At 36.5% G+C, this 19,370-nt stretch carries 33 protein-coding genes and 1 pseudogene; 1 reads left to right on the top strand and 33 read right to left on the bottom strand.

The annotated features are described in order from the left end of the window. Positions 1-37 precede the first annotated feature (37 nt). Entirely contained in the window at positions 38-1,036 is a 999-nt protein-coding gene (locus tag AADJ06_RS21525) for a stage II sporulation protein M (protein ID WP_341228561.1), read from the bottom strand. Positions 1,037-1,157: 121 nt separating this feature from the next. Here AADJ06_RS21525 and AADJ06_RS21520 point away from each other — a divergent pair, with 121 nt between their 5' ends. Next, complete coding sequence (locus tag AADJ06_RS21520; protein ID WP_341228560.1) at positions 1,158-1,928, top strand: RDD family protein; 771 nt, start codon at positions 1,158-1,160, stop codon at positions 1,926-1,928. 64 nt (positions 1,929-1,992) lie between these two features. On the opposite strand, the gene rplQ is transcribed toward AADJ06_RS21520, so the two are convergent. The 32 genes and pseudogenes from rplQ to AADJ06_RS21360 all read right to left on the bottom strand — a co-directional run bounded on the left by rplQ (position 1,993) and on the right by AADJ06_RS21360 (position 19,260). Continuing rightward, positions 1,993-2,529 carry a 50S ribosomal protein L17 gene (gene rplQ, locus AADJ06_RS21515; RefSeq protein WP_341228559.1) on the bottom strand — a complete coding sequence of 179 codons (537 nt, stop codon included), beginning with the start codon at positions 2,527-2,529 and terminating at the stop codon, positions 1,993-1,995. 88 nt (positions 2,530-2,617) lie between these two features. Continuing rightward, positions 2,618-3,607: a DNA-directed RNA polymerase subunit alpha gene (locus tag AADJ06_RS21510; RefSeq protein WP_341228558.1), complete on the bottom strand. Its 990-nt coding sequence runs from the start codon at positions 3,605-3,607 to the stop codon at positions 2,618-2,620. 96 nt (positions 3,608-3,703) lie between these two features. Beyond that, positions 3,704-4,309, bottom strand: coding sequence for a 30S ribosomal protein S4 (gene rpsD / locus AADJ06_RS21505; RefSeq protein WP_341228557.1), 606 nt, complete (start codon positions 4,307-4,309; stop codon positions 3,704-3,706). A 72-nt stretch (positions 4,310-4,381) separates the two neighbouring features. Continuing rightward, positions 4,382-4,777 (bottom strand): 30S ribosomal protein S11, encoded by a 396-nt coding sequence (gene rpsK, locus AADJ06_RS21500; RefSeq protein WP_111371809.1) that lies wholly within the window; start codon positions 4,775-4,777, stop codon positions 4,382-4,384. Between the two features lie 58 nt (positions 4,778-4,835). Further along, complete coding sequence (gene rpsM, locus AADJ06_RS21495; protein ID WP_341228556.1) at positions 4,836-5,210, bottom strand: 30S ribosomal protein S13; 375 nt, start codon at positions 5,208-5,210, stop codon at positions 4,836-4,838. 6 nt (positions 5,211-5,216) lie between these two features. Next, on the bottom strand, positions 5,217-5,333 hold the full coding sequence (gene rpmJ, locus AADJ06_RS21490) for a 50S ribosomal protein L36 (protein ID WP_111371811.1): 117 nt from the start codon (positions 5,331-5,333) through the stop codon (positions 5,217-5,219). Between the two features lie 33 nt (positions 5,334-5,366). Further along, the gene (gene infA, locus AADJ06_RS21485; RefSeq protein ID WP_111371812.1) at positions 5,367-5,585 is read right to left on the bottom strand and encodes a translation initiation factor IF-1; all 219 of its coding nucleotides are present in this window, start codon (positions 5,583-5,585) and stop codon (positions 5,367-5,369) included. A gap of 2 nt (positions 5,586-5,587) precedes the next feature. Beyond that, a complete protein-coding gene (gene map / locus AADJ06_RS21480; RefSeq protein WP_341228555.1) occupies positions 5,588-6,391 on the bottom strand; it encodes a type I methionyl aminopeptidase in 804 nt (267 codons plus the stop codon). Positions 6,392-6,398: 7 nt separating this feature from the next. Continuing rightward, a complete protein-coding gene (gene secY, locus AADJ06_RS21475; protein ID WP_111371814.1) occupies positions 6,399-7,724 on the bottom strand; it encodes a preprotein translocase subunit SecY in 1,326 nt (441 codons plus the stop codon). An 18-nt stretch (positions 7,725-7,742) separates the two neighbouring features. Next, positions 7,743-8,048 (bottom strand): helix-hairpin-helix domain-containing protein, encoded by a 306-nt coding sequence (locus tag AADJ06_RS21470; RefSeq protein ID WP_341228608.1) that lies wholly within the window; start codon positions 8,046-8,048, stop codon positions 7,743-7,745. 117 nt (positions 8,049-8,165) lie between these two features. After that, positions 8,166-8,603, bottom strand: a pseudogene (gene rplO, locus AADJ06_RS21465) (50S ribosomal protein L15); the annotation flags it as partial. Between the two features lie 51 nt (positions 8,604-8,654). After that, complete coding sequence (rpmD, locus tag AADJ06_RS21460; RefSeq protein WP_341228554.1) at positions 8,655-8,831, bottom strand: 50S ribosomal protein L30; 177 nt, start codon at positions 8,829-8,831, stop codon at positions 8,655-8,657. Between the two features lie 27 nt (positions 8,832-8,858). Next, on the bottom strand, positions 8,859-9,365 hold the full coding sequence (rpsE, locus tag AADJ06_RS21455; RefSeq protein WP_341228553.1) for a 30S ribosomal protein S5: 507 nt from the start codon (positions 9,363-9,365) through the stop codon (positions 8,859-8,861). Positions 9,366-9,383: 18 nt separating this feature from the next. Then, positions 9,384-9,731, bottom strand: a complete 348-nt coding sequence (gene rplR, locus AADJ06_RS21450; RefSeq protein WP_341228552.1) for a 50S ribosomal protein L18 — start codon at positions 9,729-9,731, stop codon at positions 9,384-9,386. A gap of 30 nt (positions 9,732-9,761) precedes the next feature. After that, positions 9,762-10,319 carry a 50S ribosomal protein L6 gene (gene rplF, locus AADJ06_RS21445; RefSeq protein WP_341228551.1) on the bottom strand — a complete coding sequence of 186 codons (558 nt, stop codon included), beginning with the start codon at positions 10,317-10,319 and terminating at the stop codon, positions 9,762-9,764. A gap of 49 nt (positions 10,320-10,368) precedes the next feature. After that, positions 10,369-10,770: a 30S ribosomal protein S8 gene (gene rpsH / locus AADJ06_RS21440; RefSeq protein ID WP_341228550.1), complete on the bottom strand. Its 402-nt coding sequence runs from the start codon at positions 10,768-10,770 to the stop codon at positions 10,369-10,371. A gap of 110 nt (positions 10,771-10,880) precedes the next feature. After that, positions 10,881-11,150, bottom strand: coding sequence for a 30S ribosomal protein S14 (rpsN, locus tag AADJ06_RS21435; protein ID WP_111371820.1), 270 nt, complete (start codon positions 11,148-11,150; stop codon positions 10,881-10,883). Between the two features lie 12 nt (positions 11,151-11,162). After that, positions 11,163-11,726 (bottom strand): 50S ribosomal protein L5, encoded by a 564-nt coding sequence (rplE, locus tag AADJ06_RS21430; RefSeq protein WP_341228549.1) that lies wholly within the window; start codon positions 11,724-11,726, stop codon positions 11,163-11,165. A 28-nt stretch (positions 11,727-11,754) separates the two neighbouring features. Continuing rightward, a complete protein-coding gene (rplX, locus tag AADJ06_RS21425) occupies positions 11,755-12,081 on the bottom strand; it encodes a 50S ribosomal protein L24 (RefSeq protein ID WP_341228548.1) in 327 nt (108 codons plus the stop codon). Between the two features lie 37 nt (positions 12,082-12,118). Further along, the gene (gene rplN / locus AADJ06_RS21420; RefSeq protein WP_111371823.1) at positions 12,119-12,487 is read right to left on the bottom strand and encodes a 50S ribosomal protein L14; all 369 of its coding nucleotides are present in this window, start codon (positions 12,485-12,487) and stop codon (positions 12,119-12,121) included. 48 nt (positions 12,488-12,535) lie between these two features. Next, positions 12,536-12,790, bottom strand: a complete 255-nt coding sequence (gene rpsQ / locus AADJ06_RS21415; protein WP_341228547.1) for a 30S ribosomal protein S17 — start codon at positions 12,788-12,790, stop codon at positions 12,536-12,538. Positions 12,791-12,848: 58 nt separating this feature from the next. After that, on the bottom strand, positions 12,849-13,031 hold the full coding sequence (gene rpmC, locus AADJ06_RS21410) for a 50S ribosomal protein L29 (protein ID WP_341228546.1): 183 nt from the start codon (positions 13,029-13,031) through the stop codon (positions 12,849-12,851). A gap of 49 nt (positions 13,032-13,080) precedes the next feature. Beyond that, positions 13,081-13,500 carry a 50S ribosomal protein L16 gene (gene rplP, locus AADJ06_RS21405; RefSeq protein WP_341228545.1) on the bottom strand — a complete coding sequence of 140 codons (420 nt, stop codon included), beginning with the start codon at positions 13,498-13,500 and terminating at the stop codon, positions 13,081-13,083. Between the two features lie 32 nt (positions 13,501-13,532). Next, positions 13,533-14,294: a 30S ribosomal protein S3 gene (gene rpsC / locus AADJ06_RS21400; RefSeq protein ID WP_341228544.1), complete on the bottom strand. Its 762-nt coding sequence runs from the start codon at positions 14,292-14,294 to the stop codon at positions 13,533-13,535. A 33-nt stretch (positions 14,295-14,327) separates the two neighbouring features. Continuing rightward, entirely contained in the window at positions 14,328-14,717 is a 390-nt protein-coding gene (gene rplV / locus AADJ06_RS21395; protein WP_341228543.1) for a 50S ribosomal protein L22, read from the bottom strand. A 40-nt stretch (positions 14,718-14,757) separates the two neighbouring features. After that, on the bottom strand, positions 14,758-15,036 hold the full coding sequence (rpsS, locus tag AADJ06_RS21390; RefSeq protein ID WP_111371829.1) for a 30S ribosomal protein S19: 279 nt from the start codon (positions 15,034-15,036) through the stop codon (positions 14,758-14,760). Then, positions 15,036-15,860 (bottom strand): 50S ribosomal protein L2, encoded by an 825-nt coding sequence (gene rplB, locus AADJ06_RS21385; RefSeq protein ID WP_341228607.1) that lies wholly within the window; start codon positions 15,858-15,860, stop codon positions 15,036-15,038. The genes rpsS and rplB overlap by 1 nt, the downstream gene beginning before the upstream one ends. A 54-nt stretch (positions 15,861-15,914) precedes the next feature. After that, complete coding sequence (rplW, locus tag AADJ06_RS21380; protein WP_341228542.1) at positions 15,915-16,202, bottom strand: 50S ribosomal protein L23; 288 nt, start codon at positions 16,200-16,202, stop codon at positions 15,915-15,917. A 30-nt stretch (positions 16,203-16,232) separates the two neighbouring features. Next, entirely contained in the window at positions 16,233-16,856 is a 624-nt protein-coding gene (rplD, locus tag AADJ06_RS21375) for a 50S ribosomal protein L4 (protein ID WP_341228541.1), read from the bottom strand. Between the two features lie 44 nt (positions 16,857-16,900). Then, positions 16,901-17,518 carry a 50S ribosomal protein L3 gene (gene rplC, locus AADJ06_RS21370; RefSeq protein WP_341228540.1) on the bottom strand — a complete coding sequence of 206 codons (618 nt, stop codon included), beginning with the start codon at positions 17,516-17,518 and terminating at the stop codon, positions 16,901-16,903. A 489-nt stretch (positions 17,519-18,007) separates the two neighbouring features. After that, entirely contained in the window at positions 18,008-18,697 is a 690-nt protein-coding gene (locus tag AADJ06_RS21365; RefSeq protein WP_341228539.1) for a DUF2695 domain-containing protein, read from the bottom strand. A gap of 8 nt (positions 18,698-18,705) precedes the next feature. Further along, complete coding sequence (locus AADJ06_RS21360; protein WP_341228538.1) at positions 18,706-19,260, bottom strand: sigma-70 family RNA polymerase sigma factor; 555 nt, start codon at positions 19,258-19,260, stop codon at positions 18,706-18,708. Between the last annotated feature and the right edge of the window lie 110 nt (positions 19,261-19,370).

The raw sequence follows: 19,370 nt of genomic DNA, 5'->3' as shown, positions 1-19,370 counted from the left end.
GAATGGGCATAATAGTAAGACTAAAGTATACAGTTTCTTAAGCATGGAAAACTCTTAAATATTTCGAATAACTCCAAACCACACTCTTATTTTTAGAAAAAATAAAAAAGTACCAAACCACAAAAATCGAAGATGACAAAAAAACTAAACCAAGTAAAAGCATTGGAAACAATCCCAAACTTATAAAACCTCCCTCGCCAAATCGAGTAACATAACTTTCTATGGCCGCTGCTATAATAGTAAAGGGAACGGTTCCTAGAAATATTAAAGCACTCTCTTTTAAGCCTTTGATAAAAGCCTTTTTTCTACTCAAAACACCGGGGAAAATAATTGACAAGCCTAAGATTAAGCCAGCCATTCCTTCCAAAATCAAGCCCATGAGCTCGAAAATCCCGTGAAGAAGAATCACAAAAAAAGCATCTGTTCCAAGATTATTCTCAAAGAAAATAGAGAAAAAAGAGCCTATCATCACACCATTACCAAACATGTGATAAACTGACCCAATGCCAAAAAAGAAACCAGATGTGTATAGTAAAAGACCTACGAAAAGATTATTACTGAGTATTTTCAAGAACATTCTTGAGGCATTTTCTTGATTATAAACACCGAAAGGCTTTCCTGATAGAATGTTATTTTCTGTCATTTCTACATACTCGCTTCCCATTACCCCAATCACAAAATCAGGTTCAAGAGAAGAACATATATACCCAAGACTACAGAAAATAAAGAAAAAACAACATGAGATATACAACGCTTTTATGTTCATCCCTATAATTACGGGTAAATCATCTGTCCAAAAATTTAATAAAGCGTTCTCTGACCTTTTAGGTTCAAAAAAGATAGATTTATAAATACGTATAGTTAGTTTATTTAAATAAGAAGTTAACTTGCTATGCGGATAGTTTGTTTTGGCATAAGCTAAATCATTCGCCAAATCAATAAAGTTGTTCGCTTTGTTCTCGATCTCAAGTTCCTCAGAAGTTTCAATTTCATCCCATCGATGTTTATACTTATGAATAAAACTACTCTCTCTCATTTAAGCTTCTAAATTAATTGTCTGGACCTAAAAGTAATATTAAATAGAAAAACACAATCTTCACATAGACTAAGTAGATTAATTTAGTTCATTTCTCTTTTCAACTACTTTTCAATCAAATATGCAACAAAAAACACTCGCTACACACCTAAATATAGGCCTTGATTTCAAGGTACTAGAATTGGGGCAAAGATTTGGTGCCTTCATCATTGATTGGTCCATCAAATGGCTCTATATACTTTTAGTTTCTACCATTACCAATATAGATATTCTTGGAGATAGTTATCTCCTAATTCTAATTTTATACTTTCCTTTTCTGTTTTACTCCTTTCTTTTTGAATGGTTAAACGAAGGACGTTCTCCTGGTAAAATGATATTACATGCACAAGTCATTAGTGCGACTGGGAAATTGGCCTCTATCTATCAAATTGCCATTAGGTGGATCTTTAACATGGTAGATATTTGGCTGATTGTCCTTCTAGGTTCGTTAATTGACAATGTGTTTTCTTTTGTTATTTTCGGCCCGCTTACCGGAGCTCTATTTATAGCTTTCACCAAGAATCATCAACGACTCGGTGACCTTGCGGCAAATACCCTAGTCGTTAGTTCAAAAGAGGAAGCGGTTGATATATATGACACTATCTACGCATACACCATTCAAAAAGAGGACTATATTCCCCAATTTCCAGAAATCATGCGTCTTCCCGACTCAGACATATCTAAAATTCAAAGTATAATGGAAAATAGCAACTTAAATGATAACTATGAAACCATCAATAAACTTGCAAATCATGTAAAAAGGATTCTGTCAATAAAATCTAAACTTTCTAATTCAGACTTTCTTACTGCACTTCTTTCTGATTACAACTATTACGCTAGAAAGCAGAATTAAAATTTGGGCAAAAAAAATGCCTGTTTCAAGTTGAAACAGGCATTTTTAATTTCTTAAAACTCGACTAAGCCTTAGGCTCCTCAACAGAAGCGTCATCAGCATCAGTATTCACTACCTCTACAGCTTCCGTTCCTGCTTCATTTTCTACTTTGTCAGTAGAAGCAGTTTTTTTACCACCTCTTCTTCTTCTTGTAGACTTACCTTCTGTTGCAGAAGCTTCTTCCTTATCAGCAAGTAAAGTCTCGTTAAAGTCAACTAATTCAATCAAGGCCATCTCTGCGTTATCACCATAACGAGTTCCTAACTTGATTATACGAGTATAACCACCATTTCTTTCAGCCACTTTCTCACTGATAGTTCCAAAAAGCTCCTTAACGGCTTCTTTATCCTGTAAGTAAGAAAAAACCGTTCTTCTAGAGTGCGTAGTATCATTCTTTGCTTTTGTAATAAGAGGTTCTGCATACTTTCTCAAAGCTTTCGCTTTAGCTAAAGTAGTAGCAATTCTCTTATTAAGAATTAAAGAATTCGCCATGTTGCTCAACATCGCAACTCTGTGGGATTTTGTTCTCCCTAAGTGATTAATTGTCTTTCCGTGTCTCATTTTCTAATTTAGTAAGTACCGGTAAAGGCTGAAATAACCGCGTCTATCAGCCCCACCTATTACGTTTGTTTATATTAAATTGCGATTATTATTCTTCGTCTAGCTTGTACTTCACGATATCCATTCCAAAGTGAAGGCCTTTTTCAGCTACAAGCTGCTCCAATTCTGTAAGAGACTTTTTACCAAAGTTTCTGAATTTCATCATATCAGCCACTTCCAATCTAGCTAAATCTCCTAAAGTTCTTATTTCAGCTGATTTCAAGCAGTTATAAGCTCTTACCGAAAGATCTAAATCTTGAAGGGATGTTTTAAGAAGCTTTCTCATGTGTAAGAACTCTTCATCAACCATATCATTGTCGTCATCACCTTTGGTATCGAATACCATGTTCTCATCAGTGAATTTCAAGAAATGCTGAATAAGAATATTCGATGCATCTTGAAGAGCCACCTCAGGGTGAATAGAACCGTCTGATTTGATTTCTAATAAAAGTTTTTCAAAGTCAGTTCTTTGCTCTACTCTTGTATTTTCAACGCTAAACTTAACGTTTTTAATAGGAGTATAGATAGAATCTACAGCTATGAAACCAATTGGTAAATCCGTGTTAGTTTGCTCCTCAGAAGGAACATAACCTCTACCTTTATCAACCACAATTTCAAACTCTATTTCCTTCTTAGAATCAAGACGGGCTATAACCATGTCTGGATTTAAGATTTCAAAACTTTGAGTAAACTTAGAAATATCACCAGCTGTAAGCTCAGTTTGGTTTTTTACCTTTACGGTTATTTTGTTATCTACATAATCTGATACCTTTTTAAATCTAACTTGCTTAAGATTCAAAATTATTTCAGTTACATCATCAACAACACCTTCAATTGATGAAAACTCATGAAGTACTCCTGGAAACCTTACAGCAGTAATTGCATATCCTTCAAGAGAAGAAAGCAAAATACGACGCAAAGCATTACCGATAGTTACTCCATAACCTCTCTCAAGTGGTTTAAACTCAAAAAAGCCATGGAAGTCGTCTGCTTTTTCCATCACGACTTTATCGGGCATTTGAAATGCTAATATTGACATACTATGGTGTGTTTTTTTCGTTAACGAAAGTAGATTTAGGGATTTCCTAAATCAAGAAATGCTAGTCACCCTAATATAAAGTGACTAGCTAATTATTTATTTATTGTACAACTCGACTACTGCCTGATCATTGAAGTTCTCAGGAACAAGGTCTCTTTCTGGGAAAGAGATGAATTTACCATTCATATCTGTACCATTCCACTCTAACCAACTATACTTAGTAGCTGAATTAAGGCTAAGACTCTCTACAATAGAATCCATTGCTTTTGACTTCTCTCTAACTCCAATCAGTTGCCCAGGCTTAACTGTATAAGACGGTATATTTAATACCTCACCATCTACAACAATGTGTTTGTGTGAAACTAATTGTCTTGCCGCTCTCCTTGTTGGAGCTATTCCCAGTCTGTATACTAAGTTATCTAATCTTGATTCACATAATTGAATTAAATTAGTACCTGTTCTACCTGGTCTAACAGCTGCTATCTGAAAGAAACGAGCAAATTGCTTTTCAAGCATACCATAAGTATACTTAACTTTTTGCTTTTCTTGAAGCTGAAGTGCGTATTCCGACTTCTTGCTTCTTCTTCCTTTACCGTGTTGTCCCGGAGGATAGTTCTTTTTTTGTAAGGCTTTGCTTGGTCCCATTATAGGTTCACCAAACTTTCTAGAAATCTTTGCCTTCGGACCTGTATATCTTGCCATTATTATATGTTACTGTTTAAAAAATACTTGGCCCCAATGTCCAAACCAGCATTTAATAAACAAGTGAAAAAATTAAACTCTTCTTCTTTTTGGAGGACGACAACCATTATGAGGTAATGGAGTCACATCTGTAATGCTAACCACTTCAATACCTACACTTTGAATAGTACGTATTGCTGATTCTCTTCCTGAACCTGGTCCCTTTACAAACACATCAGCCTTTCTCATCCCCGCATCGTAAGCCTTCTGGCAACAATCCTGAGATGCAGTTAATGCAGCGTAAGGCGTATTTTTCTTAGAACCACGGAATCCCATTTTACCTGCAGAAGCCCAAGATATTACTTGACCAGTACTGTTGGTTACAGAGATAATGATGTTGTTAAATGATGCTTTTACATGAACCTGACCATGAGGTTCCACCACTACAACTCTTTTTTTTGCTTTGTCTTTTCTTTTAGCTTGAGCCATTATTATTATTTTAAGCTATTCGGCGGGTAACAAACTGTTACCCCTGTTCTAGTTTTTTTTACTTAGTAGCTTTCTTCTTGTTCGCTACAGTCTTACGTCTCCCTTTACGGGTTCTTGAGTTATTTTTTGTTCTTTGACCTCTTAAAGGCAAACCTTTACGATGTCTAAGACCTCTATAACATCCGATATCCATCAAACGCTTAATACTCAATTGTACATCTGATCTTAATGCACCTTCCACCATGTATTCGTTGGTAATGACCGCTCGAATTGCATTGGCTTCATCATCAGACCATTCTCCAGCTTTCTTATCGCCAGAAACTTCTGCTTTTGCAAGTATCTTCTGTGAAGTACTACGACCAAGACCAAATATATAGGTCAAGGCAATCTCACCTCTTTTGTTATCCGGAATATCTACACCTGAAATCCTCATATCTTATTATCCTTGTCTTTGTTTAAATTTTGGATTCTTTTTGTTGATAACGTAAATCTTACCATGACGGCGAATTACTTTGCAATCAACACTACGCTTTTTTACTGATGCTTTGACTTTCATGCTCTGAAAATTTAGAGGGAAACACCCTCAGTATTATTTATATCTGTAAACAATTCTTGCTTTAGTTAAATCATACGGAGACATCTCCAATTTAACTTTATCTCCAGGTAAGATTCTAATGTAATGCATTCTCATCTTTCCTGATATATGAGCTACTACCTCATGCTTATTTTCAAGTTCCACTCGAAACATCGCATTTGATAATGCTTCACTAATAATTCCATCTACTTGTATATTAGCTTGTTTTGCCATATTTATACATAAAACATTTTTCGTTCTTTTAGCACCTCTTCGAGATACTCAAACGTGGTTAAAATATCATACCCTGTCTTTGTTACGAACACGGTATGTTCATAATGTGCGGCGGTCTTTTTGTCCTCAGTTCTAATAGTCCAACCATCATTTTCTTGGACAATATATCGTTTCCCTAGTGTTACCATAGGTTCTACCGCCAAGACCATTCCTTTCTGCATCCTTGGTCCATTCCCTCTTCTTCCGAAGTTAGGTACCTCAGGTGCTTCATGAAGACTTTTGCCTACTCCGTGACCTACAAGTTCACGAACCAAACCATAGCCCCTATCTTCATTATATGATTGTACAGCATAACTCAAATCTCCAATTCTATTACCTGGTTTAACCTTGGCAATTCCTTGATACAAGGATTCCTTTGTCGACTTAAGTAAGTCAGAAACATCATCGGTAGTTTCACCTATAACATAAGTATAAGCACTATCAGCATGATATCCATTCTTTAATACACCACAATCAATGGACACTATGTCACCATTTCTAAGAACTCTATTGCTCGGAATTCCGTGCACTACAACATCATTAACCGAAATACATAATGACGCTGGAAAACCTCCATAACCCTTAAAGGATGGGATACCCTTGTTATCTTTAATAAACTCTTCAGCTACTAAATCTAACTGCTTTGTAGTCATTCCTTCATCTAGAACCTTGGCTACTTCAGCATGAGTCTTTCCTAAAATCACACCATTCTGACGAATGATTTCTGCTTCTTCCTCAGATTTTAGTATAATTTTCCTTTGACTCATTTATTCCTTATTGAGAGACTACACCAGTTTGTCTATTTTGTAGACGTCCTGATTGCATTAAACCCTCATATCTCTTCATTAATAAATAACTCTCAATTTGCTGTAGTGTATCTAAAACTACACCTACTAGGATAAGTAAAGACGTTCCTCCAAAAAATTGAGCGAAAACATTACTTACGCCAAACAAACTAGCAACAGCAGGAAATACTGCAATAGCTGCTAATAATATAGAACCCGGTAAAGTTATTCTATCTAAAATTGCTGCTATATAATTAGCAGTGTTTACCCCCGGCTTAACACCTGGAATAAATCCTCCTCCTCTCTTCATATCATCTGCCATCTGATTAGGATTAATCGTGATAGCAGTATAAAAGAAAGTAAAAGCAATAATTAAGAATGCATAAAGAGCATTGTATTGCCAAGATGTAAAGTCAGAGAAAACAGTTTGAATGTTTGCCCAAAAATCACTTTTCTCAGCAAAGGCACTAGCTAATGCTGCAGGTACAAACATTAATGCTTGACCGAAAATAATAGGCATAACTCCAGAGATATTCACTTTTAAAGGTAAATATTGTCTCTGACCCGACACCATCTTATTTCCTACTATCTGCTTAGCATATTGAACTGGAACTCTTCTTACTGCTTGTGTTACTGCTACAGCAAACACTACAACCAAGAAGAGAATAATCATTTCAATAATGAAGAACAAAATCTGACCACCATTAGCTCTAGCACTAAATTCTTGAACTAAACCTGCTGGCAATCTAGAAATGATACCAATCATGATAATCATTGAGATTCCGTTACCCACACCTTTCTCTGTCATTCTTTCACCTAGCCAAACGCACATCATTGTACCAGCTACAAGCATAATAACAGATGAGAAATAAAATAAACCTTGACTTACTGTAATCGCTTCAGTAGGTATCGTAGTTCTTAGGTATGTAAAACCTTGCATTGCCGTTACAGCAATAGTCAACCAACGAGTTATTTGATTTATCTTCTTTCTTCCAGACTCTCCTTCTTTTTGCAGTTTACTAAAATAAGGCAATGCAAGCCCCATTAATTGTATTGCAATAGAAGCAGATATATAAGGCATAATACCTAAAGCCATGATGGAGGCATTACTAAATGCACCTCCAACCAAAGTATCAAGCAATCCCAATAATCCATTCCCGCCGGTTAGATCCTGCAATCTTGAAGGATCTACACCAGGTAACACAATAAATGACCCAATTCTGAAAATCACGATAATCATTATCGTATTAAGAATTCTATTTCTTAATTCCTCAATGGACCAAATATTCTTAAGAGTGGTTATAAGTTTATTCATTGCAAAGTACTTGCTAGCTTATTCTGGCCTTCCGCCGTTCAATTTATCTTGTAATTCTTTCAATTCTTCCCACTTGTCTGCTGCTGCTAAAGCTGCTTGCTCAGGCCAAGTAGTTGGATTATGAGAGGCGTATCTTGAACCTGCTTCATTTAAAATGTTTTGCAAATCGTCAACATTAGCTTCTGATAATTTCGCAAAGGTATCGAATCCTCCCGTAGAAAGCAATTCTGCTATTTTCGGTCCAATTCCTTCAACTTTCTTTAAATCATCACCTTTAGCTGATTTCTTAGCAGTTGCCTTTTTTGGAGCTTTTTCTTCTACCACTTTTATCGTAGCAGTTTTTTTCGATTCTTTCTTTGGTGTAACCTCGGCTGCTACCGCTGCTCCTAGTTTTTTCCCTTTTAAACTAATAGTAGCTTCTGGATTAAAAGTACCATCTACAACGGCCGAACCTCCTGCCTTTTCAATTGCTGCAATTGCAGACTTAGAGAAAGCATTTACTTTAACTTCTAAAGAAGCAGTAAGCTCCCCTCTACCTAAAATCTTAACAACATCAGACTTTTGAATCTGACCAGTATTATATAACAAGCCTAGATCAATAGACTTAGCTCCTGTACTATCTGCTAAACTCTGCAAAGAGTCTAAGTTGATAGCCTTATAAGCTACTCTATTAATGTTATTGAAACCAAATTTTGGAACTCTTCTTTGAAGAGGCATCTGTCCACCTTCAAAACCTCTTTTCTGAGAATACCCAGAACGAGACTTAGCTCCATTGTGACCTCTTTTAGCAGTTCCACCGCCACCAGAACCTTGGCCTCTACCTACTCTGCTGTTTTGTTTAACAGCACCTTTAGCAGGTTTTAAATTTTCTAATTTTATCATTTTAAAATTCTTTACGCAACCCTAAAAAGAGTTACTCGGTTTGCCCTATTATTTCTCTACTCTTACTAAATGTTGAACTTTGTTAATCATGCCTTGAATAGCTGGATTTAACTCTACTTCAACCGTGCGATTCATTTTCCCTAATCCTAAAGCTTGAATAGTAAGCTTTTGTCTTTTAGGTCTATCAATTGTACTCTTAATCTGAGTGATTTTTACGCTTGCCATTTTATTTTCTATTAAAATAAATTCTAATTATCCGTTGTAAACTTTGCTCAGTTTAACTCTTCTCTGTATTGCTACTTCATGAGGTGCTCTCATTTTTTGAAGTGCCGCAATAGTTGCCTTTACCACGTTATGAGGATTAGACGAACCTTTTGATTTAGCTAGTACATTATGAATACCAGCTGCTTCAAGTACCGCACGCATCGCACCACCAGCAATTACTCCTGTTCCAGGTGCTGCAGGTTTAACGAAAACATATCCACCTGAATATTTTCCGTGCATCTCGTGAGGCACAGTATCATTCACTATAGGAACTTTCACCATGTTTTTTCTGGCGTCATCCATTGCTTTAGAAATAGCATCTACTACTTCATTAGCTTTTCCTAAACCTTGTCCAACAGAACCTTCGCCGTCGCCTAAAACAACAATCGCTGAGAAACTAAATCTACGACCACCCTTAACCACTTTGGCTACACGGTTAATCGCAACTACTTTCTCTTTAAGCTCTGACTCGTTTACTTTTACTCCTTTGCTCATTATGATATAGTTCTGATATTAAAAATTAAGGCCACCAGCTCTGGCTCCGTCAGCTAAAGCTTTAACGTTACCGTGATACAAATATCCGCCTCTATCAAAAACACAAGCTGATATTCCATTTTCAACTGCCACTTTGGCTAAGCCTTCTCCTACTTTTTTGGCATTCTCAAGGTTAAGACCACTCAAACCTAAGCTCTTTGCCGAAGCGGCTGCTAATGTTTGACCTTTTACATCATCAATTAATTGAGCGTAAATATCTTTATTGGAACGGAATACAGATAATCTTGGTCTTTCGGCTGTGCCGTTAACCTTTCTTCTGATACTCCACTTAATCCTTTGCCTTCTTTTCGTTCTAAAAGTTGACATTATATTCTTTTTAAATCGTTATTCAATAATTTATTTCTTAGCAGCTGTCTTACCTGCTTTTCTACGTATTTGTTCTCCAACAAAACGAACACCTTTACCTTTGTAAGGTTCAATTTTCCTAAGGCCTCTTAATTTGGCAGCAACCAAACCAAGCAACTGCTTATCGCAACCTTCAAAAGTAACCATCGGGCTCTTACCCTTAACCATTTCGGTGGATACTTTAATTTCGGAAGGAACAACGAAATAAATATTGTGAGAGTAACCTAAAGATAAATCAAGAATATTTCCATTATTAGTAGCCTTGTATCCAACCCCTACTAATTCTAATTCTTTCTTGAAACCTTCAGATACACCTACAATTAAATTATTGATAAGTGATCTTGAAAGACCATGAAGAGCTTTGTGTCTCTTTTGTTCTGATGGACGAACCACTTTTAACTCTGAACCTTCGATAGAGATAGTCATATCCTTATCAATAGCCTGAGTAAGCTCGCCCTTAGGACCTTTTGCAGTAACAACATTATCGTTGCTTACTGATACAGTAACCCCAGCCGGGATTACTACTAATTTGTTTCCAATTCTTGACATTATTGTTTTGTTTAAGGCTTATTTCTAAGCGGTCAACTTTAAGTTATTATTAGTAGATATAACAAAGTACCTCTCCACCAATATTTAATGTACGAGCCTCCTTGTCGGTTATTATACCTTGAGAAGTTGACATTACTGCAATTCCTAGTCCATTTAAAACTCTTGGAAGAGAAGACGCTTTCGCATATTTCCTCAAACCTGGCTTAGAAGCCCTTCTTAAATCAACTATTGCAGATTCTTTAGTTTGTGAGTTATATTTTAAAGCTATTTTGATTTGACCCTGAGGACCTAAATCTTCAAATTTATAGCTCTGAATATATCCTTTGTCATAAAGTACTTTAGTGATTTCCTTCTTCATGTTTGAAGCAGGAATATCAACTACTCTATGTCTCGCACTTATAGCATTTCTAATCCTAGTTAGATAATCTGCTATTGGATCCGTTGTTACCATTCTTTTTAATATATATTATAGGATACCTTAGCCAACATTGAGGAGTATCACAGGCGTGACTTTCTCAATTGGGCTGCAAAGATAGTTATTTCTAAATTAATTCCAAATTTTTACCAAGAAGCTTTTGTAACTCCAGGTATAAGACCAGCACTGGCCATTTCTCTAAAGGTCACACGGTTTATTCCAAACTTACGCATATATCCTTTTGGTCTTCCAGTTAACTTACATCTGTTATGCAGACGAACCGGTGAAGAGTTCTTAGGAAGGGCATCTAAACCTTTCCAATCTCCAGCAGCTTTTAAAGCAGCTCTCTTATCTGCATAACGTGCTACTAGTTTCTCTCTTTTACGCTCTCTTGCTTTTATTGCCTCTCTTGCCATCTTTGATAGAAATTAATTATTACTTTTTTTAGAACTTGCGAAAGGCATACCCAAAGCTTTAAGTAATTCGTAGCTTTCTGCATCCGTTACAGCAGTAGTCACGAAAGTGATGTCCATACCTTGAATTTTCGCAATTTTATCAATTGAAATTTCTGGAAAAATAATTTGCTCTGTTACACCAAAAGTATAGTTACCTCTGCCGTCAAAACCTTTATCACTTATTCCTTGAAAGTCTCTTACTCTTGGAAGTGCTACAGATGTTAACCTGTCCATGAACTCATACATGATTTCACCACGCAAAGTTACCTTAGCACCAATTGGCATGTTCTCTCTTAACTTAAAGTTAGAAACCGCCTTCTTAGACAAAGTAGGTACAGCCTTTTGACCAGTAATAATTCCTAATTCTTCAACACTAGAGTCTACTAGTTTTTTATCACCAGTTGCTTCTCCAACACCTCTGTTTACTACGATCTTCTTAAGACTAGGTACTTGCATTATTGACTTATAAGAGAATTTCTCTCTCAATGCAGGTACTACCTCCTTAATGTATTGTTCTTTTAATCTTGCCATTTTCAAATGTGGATTTCCGACCCACGTTTATCTTTTAAATGAATTTGCCGCTTGACTTTGCAAAGCGTTGCAATTTTCCGTTTTCGTTAAGTTTTCTTCCAGTTCTAGTAGCATCACCACTTGAAGGATCTACTACCATAACATTACTGATATGAATAGTACCTTCCGTTTCCTGGATTTCACCCTGTGGGTTTTGAGCGTTTGGCTTAACATGTTTTTTTATCATGTTGACACCTTCCACTATAATTCTATCCTTAGCTACAATTACCTCAGTAACTTTGCCTTCTTTTCCTTTAGAATTACCCGCTATTACTTTCACTGTATCTCCAGTGCGTACATGACGTTTTTTCTGAGTACTCATAATTTCTTTCTTTACTAATTAATTATCCAAAAGCCTATTAAAGAACCTCTGGTGCTAATGAAACAATTTTCATAAACTGCTTCTCACGAAGTTCACGTGCCACCGGCCCGAAAATACGAGTTCCTCTTGGCTCATCATTATTAGTCAAAAGAACTACTGCATTCTCTTCAAAACGAATGTAAGTACCATCTTTACGCCTTACTTCCTTTTTGGTTCTCACCACAACCGCTCTAGAGACTGTACCTTTCTTCATATTAGAAGATGATAGAGCCTGCTTCACAGTAACTACTACCTTATCTCCAATACCAGCATATCTTTTCTTAGTACCGCCTAAAACGCGAATTACTAATACTTCTTTGGCACCGCTATTATCAGCTACATTCGCTCTTGATTCTTGCTGTAACATTATTCTATTATTTAAACTTTATTATAAAAAGACCTATAATTAAGAAGCTTATTTAGCTTTCTCAAGAACTTCTATAAGTCTCCAGTTTTTTGATTTACTCAAAGGTCTTGTTTCCATTATTTTAACAGTATCACCTATTCCGGCTTCACCATTTTCATCATGAAACATGATTTTCTTTGTTTTGAGCATGAACTTACCATACTTCGCATGCTTTACTTTACGAACAACCTGCATTACACCAGATTTGTCCATTTTGTTGCTTGTCACAACTCCTACACGCTCTTTTCTAACTTTTCTTTCCATTTTGATAACAGATTTGTGGTTCCACCACGTTATTCCTACTTCTGTACTATTAATTGAATTATCTAGCAGCTATTTCAGTTGACAACCTAGCTATCACTTTTCTAACCTCTGTAATTCGTCTTGGATTTTCAATAGGAGTAATCGCGTGTGCAAACTTCATCTTTTGCAACCTTTGTTTCTCCTCGGTCAATTGCTGAGCTAACTGCTCTGCACTTAAACCTTTCAAATCTACTTTTTTCATCTTCGTCTTTTTTATATTAGAATCAATGACTCCAAATATTTATCTATAATTAAGCTTGATAATCTCTTCTAACAACAAACTTCGTTGTCATAGGTAACTTTTGAGCGGCCAACCTAAGGGCTTCTTTAGCTACTTCAAGAGAAACTCCACCTGCTTCAAAAAGAACAGTACCTGGATAGATATTAGCCACCCAATACTCAGGTGCTCCTTTACCCTTACCCATACGAACCTCAAGAGGCTTTGCTGTAATAGGCTTATCAGGGAAAATTCTAATCCACACTTGTCCTTCACGCTTCATAGCACGTGTAACGGCAATACGAGCAGCTTCAATCTGGCGAGAGGTTATTCTACCTGGCTCTAATGACTTTATTGCGAATGAACCAAAAGCTATTTGATGACCTCTAGAGGCTAAACCTTTTATTCTTCCTTTTTGCTGCTTACGAAACTTAGTTCTTCTCGGTTGTAACATTACTATTCGTATTTATCTGAGGTGTATACCTCTTATCTTCTATTTCTATTTCCACCTGCGTCTCCGCCTCTTCTACCTCTTCCTCCGTCTTTTCTACCTCGGCCTCTATCGTTTCCTCTTCCACTTTCTTTACTTTCTTCGATAGCACCACTTGGTGTCAAGTCTCTCTTACCGTAAACCTCGCCTTTGAATACCCAAACTTTGATTCCGATAATACCATATACTGTAAGAGCTTCAGAGATTGCATAATCAATGTCAGCTCTAAGTGTATGAAGAGGTATTCTACCTTCTTTGTACATTTCAGTTCTCGCCATTTCAGCTCCACCCAATCTACCAGAAAGTTTAATTTTTATACCCTGAGCACCTACTCTACTTGCAGATTGAATAGATTGTTTCATTGCTCTTCTGTAAGAAATTCTAGCTTTAAGCTGTTGAGCAATAGTTTCACCAATCAACTTTGCATCCAATTCAGGTCTTTTGATTTCAAAAATATTTATTTGAATATCCTTTCCTGTTAATTTCTTAAGCTCTTCTCTTAACTTGTCAACTTCCGCACCTGCTTTACCAATAACAACACCTGGTCTAGCCGTATGAATCGTTAACGTAATCCTTTTAAGTGTTCTCTCGATAACAACTTTAGATATCGAACCCTTTTGAATACGGGCTTTGATGTACTTTCTTATTTTGTTGTCCTCTACTAGCTTGTCTGAAAAGTTCTTTCCACCATACCAGCTAGAGTCCCATCCTTTGATGTAACCAAGTCTAAGACCTATAGGATTTACTTTTTGTCCCATGTTTTGTAATCTAAATTAATTTCGGGGTATAAATTATTCCTCTGTTTTTACTTCTTCCTCAGCTGGGGCTTCTACTGGTGTTGCCACATTGTCAACAACCAAAGTCACGTGATGAGAACGTTTTCTAATTCTGTGAGCTCTACCTTGAGGGGCAGGTCTCAATCTCTTTAGCATTCTACCGCTATCCACAAAAATAGTTTTAACTACCAATTCTGCATCATCAATAGTAATCTCTGTGTTTTTTTCTTGCCAATTAGCAACCGCCGACATTAATACTTTCTTAAGTATTGGTGCTGCAGCCTGAGGCTGGTGGCTTAGAATTCCAAGTGCTTGACTAACTTTCTTTCCTCTAATAAGATCCGCTACCAATCTGGCTTTACGAGGTGAGGTTGGAAAATTGTTAAGTTTTGCTACTGCTTCCATTTTTATATTATTTTACCCAAGCGTTAAGAATTTCTCCTTATTATCTACGCCCTTTATCTTTTTTATTAATGTGCCCTCTAAAGTTTCTAGTAGGAGCAAATTCTCCTAATTTGTGACCTACCATATTGTCTGTTACATAAACTGGAATAAACTTGTTTCCATTATGTACCGCGAAGGTAAATCCGATAAAGTCAGGCGAAATCATTGATCTTCTAGACCATGTCTTTATTACTGACTTCTTACCTGAGGCAGCCATGTCGACTACTTTTTTCTCAAGGCGAAAATCTATATAAGGTCCTTTTTTTAGCGAACGAGCCATTATTTACTTCTTTTGGAGATTATTAAACGATTAGAATACTTGTTTTTAGATCTGGTCTTCTTTCCTTTTGCCATCACACCATTTCTAGATCTTGGATGACCTCCAGAAGAACGACCTTCACCACCACCCATTGGGTGATCAACTGGGTTCATAGCTACACCACGAACTCTAGGTCTTCTACCCAACCATCTGTTACGCCCTGCTTTACCAAGGTTAACGTTCATGTGGTCCGGATTAGATACTGACCCTACAGTGGCAACACAAGTACTTAAAACAAGTCTCATTTCACCAGAAGGCATTTTTAAAGTAACGTATTTACCGTCCTTTGCTAGAAGTTGTGCATATGTTCCAGCACTTCTAGATAACTGACCACCTTTTCCAGGAGTCAATTCAATATTGTGAATAATAGTACCTAATGGCATATTACCTACTCTCAAACAATTTCCAACTTCAGGGGCAACACTGTCACCAGCTTCAATCTTCTGTCCTACTTGAAGACCTTGAGGAGCAATAATATATCTCTTCTCACCATCTTCATATTTTACTAATGCAATTCTTGCAGAACGATTCGGGTCATACTCAATTGTAGCAACCTCTGCAACCATATCTCTCTTGTCTCTTTTAAAGTCAATGATACGGTATCTTCTTTTGTGACCACCTCCGATATATCTCGAGGTTCTGTGTCCTTCATTATTTCTACCACCAGTTTTCTTTACTACCCCAATAAGACTTCTCTCAGGTTTATTGGTAGTAATGTCGGAGAAATCAGGGGCAACCCTTTGTCTCTGACCCGGCGTAGTTGGTTTTAACTTCTTAACAGCCATTCTTCTTAATTTTGCAGCTTCCAAACGGAAGCTATACGTATTATTAAATATTTATTATAAATCAGCGTAGAAATCGATCAAGTCTCCTTCTTTCACTGTTACAATTGCTTTTTTAAATGTAGATGTACGTCCTGTTGACACCTTTGATTTTGACATTCTAGACTTTGTAGTTCCATACTGACGGATAGTAGCTACAGAAGCTACCGTTACACCATACATTTCTTCTACTTCTCTAGCAATATCAATTTTATTTGACCCCATTGATACCTCAAAAGTATATTTACCTTGAGAATTTAGTCCTTGAGACTTTTCTGTAATTAATGGTCTTTTTAAAACACTCATTTTTGTATAAGTTTTAAAACCCGAAAGGTTTTATTTCAAAATTGATTCTAAATGATTTAATGCATTTTCAGAAATCAAAATGCTTTCTGCATTTACTAAATCAAAGATGTTAACTTGATTCTTTTCTGTCACCATTGTCTTCGGAAGGTTTCTTGCAGAAAGGTATAAGTTATTCTCAATACCATCTACTACAAATAAACTCTTTCCTGAAACACCTACCGCATTAATAAATGCAGAGTAGTCTTTTGTTTTTGGTGTATCTAATGCAAAATCTTCAACCACAAAAACTTTTCCTTCAGCCGCTCTAGCAGAAAGGATAGACCTTTTAGCTAAAGTTTTCACTTTCTTGTTAAGTTTAAATCCGTAGTCTTTAGGACGAGGACCAAAAACTCTACCACCACCTACAAATATTGGTGATCTTTTAGAACCATGACGGGCTCCACCAGTACCTTTTTGTCTGTGTAGCTTCTTACCAGTGTAATTGATTTCAGCTCTTTCTTTAGACTTGTGAGTTCCTTGACGCTGATTAGCTAGATATTGCTTAACATCCATCCAGATAGCGTGCTCATTAGGCTCAATACCGAAAACCTCATCAGAAAGTGTTACTTTCTTGCCAGTCTCCTTACCGTCTTTGTTTATTATTTTTAATTCCATTTTAAGTTTCTGTTTTTTCGATGTCGTTAGAAGTCGACCTTATTTTATTTATGTAATGTTATCACAGAATTCTTAGGACCTGGTACCGAACCAGAAACAAGAATTAAGTTTTTGTCAGCCATAACCTTCATTACCTTAAGGTTTTGGATAGTAATATTAGTGTTACCCATTCTTCCACCCATCTTAAGGCCTTTAAAAACCCTACCTGGATAAGAACAAGCTCCAATAGCACCTGGGTGACGAGCTCTGTTATGCTGACCGTGAGTAGATTGACCCACACCACCAAATCCGTGCCTTTTAACAACACCCTGAAAACCCTTACCCTTAGTTTTTCCACTAACGTCTAAGAATTCGCCTTCGGCAAAAACATCATCAACATTAATGACGTCACCAAGATTAAACTGAGCTTCAAACTCTTTAAACTCAATCAACTTTCTCTTTGGAGTAGTGTTTGCTTTCTTAAAGTGACCTTGAAGTGCCTTTGAAGTACGCTTCTCTTTCTTTTCTCCGTAACCCAACTGTATAGCTTTATAGCCATCAGTCTCTTCAGTTCTTACCTGAGTTACTACACAAGGCCCAGCCTCAATAAGTGTACAAGGAACAGCAGCACCACCTTCAAAGATGGTCATCATGCCAATTTTTTTTCCAATAATTCCAGACATTGTCTTTTTATTTTCGCTTTTAAATTCTCTATTCTCTCAAACGGGCTGCAAAAATCGTTATTAATGCATTCCTATCCAAGGAAATAGGTTAAAAATTATACTATCAGAGGTTGAACTAACGTCAACTTAAACTTTGCGTCTCAAACCTTTACAGGTAAGGAGTCATTTTACTGAGGGTGACACCTTGTTGCCTTGCGACGATTCCCAAATTTTCATTTCACGCGAATCGGAGACTGTTTAAATACTTAAAAAGAATTCTTACATCTTTTTCTCACAGTCGGAATCAGAATGGTTTCGCGAGGATGCGACTTCATCTAATTCTTTAAAGAGAGATACTCTCCGTCGAATATGCCGCAAAGGTAGAATAAATTTTGATAAGAAAAAATATTAACTTAAGTATTTATAGCTTTTTTCAGTAAAGCCAATATTTTCAACCTTTTGGCAAAAGGACACGCACCTTCTCTAAAAGGAAGTTTTGCAGTGAGATAGTTAACGGACTCTATATTGGCGAAGAAAGGAAACGGCCATTGGTTTGGCCATTTTATGCACCTTAGGTAAAATCCCACCATGGCGATACTTATTATCAGGAAAGTACTGTGCCACATTCATAAGAACTTCGCAGTCGCAGTGTCCTTCATGATCTTTTAAGAATGCTAGGTTTTCTGGTGTGTCTAAATTATGAGAGCTAAGAAATGCTCTGGTGGTTCTGAAATCCATTTTACAAGGTTCCTCAGAAAGTTCGGTTTTCAAATAGGCAAACATTTCATTAAACATAGGTTCGCTAAAAGGTAAGTCCTCTAAAGTATCCTCCCCTACAATACTCTCTGAAATTGTTGACTTCGAATTAGTATCTTTCCATAAAATAAAGTTAAAAGCTAAACTTCCTATCAAGAGAATACTAGCTGCCATCTTAAAAACATTGACGGCTGAGAAGCTAAATGTTGATTTTTCCTCTACCTCCTCAAATACAAATGAAGCTATTTCATCTTTCACTTGTTTCGGTGGTTCCACTGCGTTTTCATTTGAAGTTAAAAAGAGAGAGCTTTCTATTTCTTCATACTCGGCTCTTAAAACCTCATTTTCCTCTAAAAGTAAATATAACGCTCGCTCCTTTTCTACAGGCAAAGCACCCATAGCCAAAAGTTCCAAATCACCAGTTTCAAATATATACTGTTCCATCACTCTTTCTAATCAAACTGTTTTCTTAAGGCCTTAATGGCTGCTCTCACTCGTGTCTTCAACGTCCCTAGAGGGATATCTAACTCCTCTGCTAAGTCTGCTTGAGTATATCCTTCAAAATAAATCTTTTGAATTAGTATTTTTAAATCAGGTTTTAATTCGGACACTAAACCCTTCAAACCTATACTATCTATCTTCATAACTGAACTATACTCCGAATCAGTCACTCTTACATTATCATCTCTTACGAAATTCTTTAATGTATGGTTTTTATAATCAGCTGAACGAATCCTATCAATGACAAGGTTCCGAGTCAAATTGGCCATCCAAGTGAAAAGTCTTCCCTTCTTTCTATCGTAACTGTCTATTTTATTCCATATCTTAATAAAAACCTCTTGAAGCATATCCGTTGCTTCACCTTCTTCACGGAGCATTCTTATTATAATTCCGTAAATGGCTCCAGAATAGTTTTGATATAAAATATTAAAACCGTTTCTATCTTTGTTTTTCAACAATTCCAGAAGGTCAGATTCCTCAATATGTAACTTTTTTGATTGGTTCATTTTACAGTCGCCAATATAGTGTGATAAATTCAAATAATATAAACGACCAAACATAAAAAAAGACGGAAAACAATATCTTCCGTCTTTCTACCAATCATTTATTCAACCAC

The organism is uncultured Arcticibacterium sp., assembly GCF_964021845.1.
In the GTDB taxonomy this organism is placed as follows: Bacteria; Bacteroidota; Bacteroidia; order Cytophagales; family Spirosomataceae; genus Arcticibacterium.
The sequence above is the reverse complement of the archived record's forward strand: the minus strand, read 5'-3'. Positions and strand labels throughout refer to the sequence as shown.